We start from the raw sequence: 4,983 nt of genomic DNA, 5'->3' as shown, positions 1-4,983 counted from the left end.
GCCTCCTCCGGCGCCGCCGCGCGGGCGGCGCGGCGCGCGCGGACGGGCTCGTGCACCCGCGCCAGCTCGCCGAGCGCGAACGCGCCGCACGCCATCACCGCGTCGCGCGCGGCCACGTCGAGGAACGCGCCCGCCGTGACGAGGTTCAGCGCGATCGCGGCGAGCCACGCCATCGCCACGAAGCCGAAGATCCGCGCGAACCCGAGCAGGATCGCCGCCCCGACGACGATCTCCACGATCCCCGCGGCCCGCATGAACAGCTCCGGACGGACCGGCAGGAGCCGGATCGCGAGCGGGCTGAGGTACATCCGCCAGTCGGTGAGCAGGTTCGTGAACTTGTCGAGCCCGGCGACGATGGGCACGACGCCATAGGCGATCCGGAGCACCCGGTAGGCCTTCACTGTGGTCTTCTCCATGATTCCCTCCTCGCAGTCGGATGCGCGGAGGCGGCGAGGGGTTACGTTCGCCGGCCTGGCGGCCTCCTCGACCTGGCTCACCGGGATCGCCGTCGACGAGGCGCTCGGGCGGCTGCGGCGGACGGGTGTGGAGCGGCTCGACGCGCCGGAGGCGGAGGACGAGGCGCCTGCGTTGCCCGACCGCTCGCCCGAGGATCGGGCCGCGGCGCGAGAGGCGACGTCGTTCCTCCAGCGCGCCCTCGATCTTCTCCCGCCCGCCTCGCGTCGCGCTGCGACCGGATCGTCGCCGCGGTCATGCCCCGCCTCGGCTGATCGTCGCTTTGAAGGGGCGCGCGGTCACCGCGTAACGCCTCCCGCATCCGACCGTATTGAAGGTGACTGGAGGTCGTATGCGTTTCACGACGAGGTGGGGGGCGCTCCTCGCGACGCTGGTCGCGTGCGGAGGCGGTGGGTCGTCGAGCGGCTCGAGCAGCGCGACCCCGATGCCGACGCCCGGGACGACGACGCCCAGCGCGAACCCCACGGCTCAGAACGAGATCACGATCAAGGGCATGGCGTTCAGCCCGCTGAAGCTGGAGGTGGCGCCTGGCGCCACGGTGACGGTGCGGAACCTCGACTCCATGCCGCACTCCGTCACGAGCGAAAGCACGGCAGGGGCGTTCCGCCCGGGCGCGGCGAGCGGGGTCTCGTTCGACACCGGCTCGTTCACGGGGGAGCGGACGTTCACGATCCCCGCGAACGCGCCCGTCGGCGCGACGATCCCGTACTACTGCTCGGTCCACCTCGGCACGATGGCGACGCCGAACGGCGAGATCGTGGTCACCGCCACACCGGCGACGACCACCCCCACGCCGACGGCGCCCTCGATGCCCTCGGCGCCCTCGAGCCCGTACGCGACCGAGTGAGGGAGCGCGCGGCGGGCCCGCCGCCCGCCCGGCCCGCCGCGCCTTGTCCCCGGCGGGACGACGGCGTAGCCTCGCGCCTCCATGCGCCGCCGCCTCGCCGCCGCCCTGCTCGCGGCCAGCCTGCTCGCGCTCCCGCGGTCCGCGGCCGCCGGCCCGGAGCGCACCATCGTGGTCGGGGCCGATCGCGACTACCCGCCCTACGAGTTCCTCGACGCCGAGGGCCAGCCCGCCGGCTACAACGTCGAGCTCACGCGCGCCATCGCCGAGGTGATGGGCCTGCGGGTCGCGTTCCGCTTCGGCGACTGGGCGGAGATCCGGGCGGCGCTCGAGGCGGGAGAGATCGACGCGCTGCAGGGCATCTCCTTCTCCGAGGCCCGCGCCGGCACGCTCGACTTCGCCCCGCCCCACGCCATCGTCCAGCACGCGCTGTTCGCGCGGAAGGGCACCCCGGAGGTCACCTCGCTCGACGCCCTGCGCGGCAAGGAGGTCATCGTCTTCGGCGGCGGGATCATGGACGAGGAGCTCACCCGCCGCGGGATGGGCGCCGCGCTCGTCCGGACCGGCACCCCCGCCGACGCGATGCGGCTCCTCGCCTCCGGCCGCCACGACTACGTCGCGCTCGCGCTCCTGCCGGGCGTGTACATCGCGCGCGAGCTCGGACTCTCGAACGTGGAGCCGGTCGCGCGCGCCGTGGCGAGCGAGCCCTACGGCTACGCGGTGCGGAAGGGCAACGCGGCGCTCCTCGCCCGCCTCGACGAGGGCCTCGCCATCCTGAAGAAGACCGGCCGCTACGACGCGATCCACCAGCGCTGGCTCGGGGTGCTCGAGCCGCGCGGCCTCAGCTGGGAGACGGCCCTGCGGTGGGCGGCGATCGTGCTCGTGCCGCTCCTCGCCGTCCTCGGGGCGGTGCTCCTCTGGTCGCGCTCCCTCTCGCGGCAGGTGGCGCAGCGGACCGCCTCGCTCGCCGCGGAGGTGAAGGAGCGGCAGCGCGCGATGGAGGAGCTCCGGCGGCACCAGGCGGAGCTCCTGCAGGCGGACAAGCTCGCGGCGCTGGGGGTCCTCGTCTCCGGCGTCGCCCACGAGATCAACAACCCGACGGGCCTCATCCTGCTCGACACGACCACCGTGCGCGCCGCCCTCCTCGACGCCCTCGACGCGCTCGACGCGCGCGGAGACACGGACGGGCTCGCGCTCGCGGGCCTCCCCTACCGCCGCATGCGCGAGGAGCTCCCGCAGCTCCTCGACGAGATGGCCCAGAGCGGCCGGCGGATCCAGCGGATCGTCGAGGACCTCAAGGACTTCGCCCGGCGCGACGACGCACCGCCGCTCGCCCCCGTGGATCTGAACGAGGTCGCGCGCGCGGCGGCGCGGCTCGCGGGCGCGGCGCTGCGGAAGGCGACCGCGCGCTTCGAGCTCGAGCTCGCCCCCGCGCTGCCGGCGGTGCTCGGGAGCGCGCAGCGCATCGAGCAGGTGGTGGTGAACCTGCTCGTGAACGCGTCCGAGGCCTTGCCCGCGCCGGGCCGCGGCGTGCGACTCACCACCCGCCGAGAGGACGGGCGCGTCGTGCTCGAGGTGCGCGACGAGGGCGTGGGCATCGCGGCGGAGCACCTCGCGCGCGTCGAGGAGCCGTTCTTCACGACCAAGCGGAGCGGGGGCGGGACCGGCCTCGGGCTCTCGGTCTCGGCGGGCATCGTGAAGGAGCACGGCGGCACGCTCGCGCTCACCTCCACCCCGGGGGCCGGCACGACCGCCACCCTCACCCTCCCGGCCGCGCCGGAGGCGGCCGCCGCGTGAGCGACCCGGGCTCCTCCGCCTTCGGAATCCTGCTCGTGGACGACGAGCCGGCCTGGCTGCGCGCCATGAGCCTCACCCTGGAGCGCACCGCCGGCATCCGCCGGGTCGTCACCTGCCAGGACCCGCGGCGCGTGCTGGAGATCCTCGACGGCGACGACATCGGCGTCGTGCTCCTCGACCTCACCATGCCGCACCTCTCGGGCGAGGAGCTCCTGCCGCGCATCGCGGCGGAGCACCCCGAGGTGGCGGTCATCGTCGTCTCCGGGCTGAACCAGGTCGAGACCGCCGTGCGCTGCGTGAAGCTCGGCGCGTTCGACTACCACGTGAAGACCGAGGAGGAGGATCGGCTCGTCGCGGGCGTCCTGCGCGCCCTCCGCATGCAGGAGCTCCAGCGGGAGAACGTCGAGGTCGCGACGCGGCTCCTCTCCGGCGAGCTCCGCCACCCGGAGGCGTTCGCCGGGATCGTGACGCGCGATCCCACCATGCGGACGCTCTTCTCGTACGTGGAGGCGGTGGCGAGGAGCGCCCAGCCCCTGCTCGTCACGGGCGAGAGCGGGGTGGGCAAGGAGCTCGTCGCGCGGGCCGCCCACGCGGTCTCCGGCTGCGCCGGGAAGCTCGTGGCCGTGAACGTCGCCGGCCTCGACGACGCGGTCTTCGCGGACACGCTCTTCGGGCACGTGCGCGGCGCCTTCACCGGCGCGGACCAGCCGCGGCGCGGCATGGTGGAGGAGGCGGCGGACGGGACCCTGTTCCTCGACGAGATCGGCGACCTGTCGATGGCGTCGCAGGTGAAGCTCCTGCGCTTCCTGCAGGACGGCGAGTTCTTCCCGCTCGGCAGCGACCGCCCGCGGCGCGTGAAGGCGCGCGTCATCGCCGCCACGCACCAGGACCTCGCCGCGAAGGAGCGGGCCGGCAGCTTCCGGCGCGACCTCTTCTACCGGCTGCGCACCCACCGCGTGCGCGTGCCGCCGCTGCGGGAGCGGAAGGAGGACCTGCCGCTGCTCCTCGACCACTTCCTCGAGGAGGCGTCGCGCGCGCTCGGCAAGAAGAAGCCCACGCCGCCGCGCCAGCTCGCGCAGCTCCTCGCGACGCACGACTTCCCGGGGAACGTACGCGAGCTGCGCGCGATGGTGTTCGACGCGGTCACGCTCCACGTGGATCGCGTCCTGTCGATGGACGCCTTCGTGGCGGCGATCGGGCGCGTCGCCGACGGCGGCCGCGCCGATCCGGAGGCGGACGCGAACCCGTTCGCCGGGGCCGAGCGGCTCCCCACGTTCGACGAGGCGCTCGAGCTCCTCGCCCGCGAGGCCATGGCGCGAGCCGGCGGCAACCAGACGCTCGCGGCCCGCCTCATCGGCCTCTCGCAGCCCGCCCTGTCGAAGCGCCTCAAGGCCTGGCGTCGGTGAATGATCTCACGGGGGCTGCGCCCTCAGGATTCGTCACATCCTCGGCTGCTGACCGGGGGAGCGGCTTCGGTCGGCCGAGCGGCGCACCGCGCGCTCCGGCTGGTCATTGACGGGTCGGCACGCGCGCGCCGGGAACGCTCAGGGCGGAGCACTGCTCGGCCAACTCCGGGTCGCCGCAGGGTCACGGCGCCCACATTCCCAGCTGCATGACGGGACGCAGAGGCGCCACGTCAGCGCGCGAGAGCGACGATGGCCCGTCGCCCGCGTCGCGGCGGAAGCGGTCCATGTGCTCGCGTCCGAAGGTTCTCTCTGCGTGAAGTAGGTTGTGAGCTCGGCCTGAAGTATCCCCACGATCGCGCGACAAATGGCGAGTGAGATCGATCGTCTGCGATACGAGGCAGTTTGAAAGTTGAAGCGCGCAAGCGCCTCTGATCCTCTGAGTCTGCCAGGACGAAGAGGGGA

4 protein-coding genes are annotated in these 4,983 nt (G+C 73.8%); 3 read left to right on the top strand and 1 reads right to left on the bottom strand.

The features are described from left to right. Nucleotides 1-416: DoxX family membrane protein (locus MNZ29_RS23505; RefSeq protein ID WP_242357007.1), on the bottom strand; the 416-nt coding region annotated here is incomplete at its 3' end. A gap of 482 nt (nt 417-898) precedes the next feature. On the opposite strand from MNZ29_RS23505, the gene MNZ29_RS23500 reads away from it, so the two are divergent. The 3 genes from MNZ29_RS23500 to MNZ29_RS23490 all read left to right on the top strand — a co-directional run bounded on the left by MNZ29_RS23500 (nt 899) and on the right by MNZ29_RS23490 (nt 4,521). Next, nucleotides 899-1,321 carry a plastocyanin/azurin family copper-binding protein gene (locus MNZ29_RS23500; RefSeq protein ID WP_242357005.1) on the top strand — a complete coding sequence of 141 codons (423 nt, stop codon included), beginning with the start codon at nt 899-901 and terminating at the stop codon, nt 1,319-1,321. Nucleotides 1,322-1,402: 81 nt separating this feature from the next. After that, entirely contained in the window at nt 1,403-3,115 is a 1,713-nt protein-coding gene (locus MNZ29_RS23495) for a transporter substrate-binding domain-containing protein (protein WP_242341465.1), read from the top strand. After that, nucleotides 3,112-4,521 carry a sigma-54 dependent transcriptional regulator gene (locus MNZ29_RS23490; RefSeq protein WP_242341466.1) on the top strand — a complete coding sequence of 470 codons (1,410 nt, stop codon included), beginning with the start codon at nt 3,112-3,114 and terminating at the stop codon, nt 4,519-4,521. The genes MNZ29_RS23495 and MNZ29_RS23490 overlap by 4 nt, the downstream gene beginning before the upstream one ends. Nucleotides 4,522-4,983 lie beyond the last annotated feature (462 nt).

Origin of the sequence: Anaeromyxobacter sp. SG64, assembly GCF_022690745.1 — a bacterium.
GTDB classification, from domain to species: domain Bacteria; phylum Myxococcota; class Myxococcia; order Myxococcales; family Anaeromyxobacteraceae; genus Anaeromyxobacter; species Anaeromyxobacter soli.
The sequence above is the reverse complement of the archived record's forward strand: the minus strand, read 5'-3'. Positions and strand labels throughout refer to the sequence as shown.

Bases quoted from the DNA above. Each gene is read 5' to 3' on its own strand.
- MNZ29_RS23495 (WP_242341465.1), top strand. From the start codon at position 1,403: ATGCGCCGCCGCCTCGCCGCCGCCCTGCTCGCGGCCAGCCTGCTCGCG.
- MNZ29_RS23500 (WP_242357005.1), top strand. From the start codon at position 899: ATGCCGACGCCCGGGACGACGACGCCCAGCGCGAACCCCACGGCTCAG.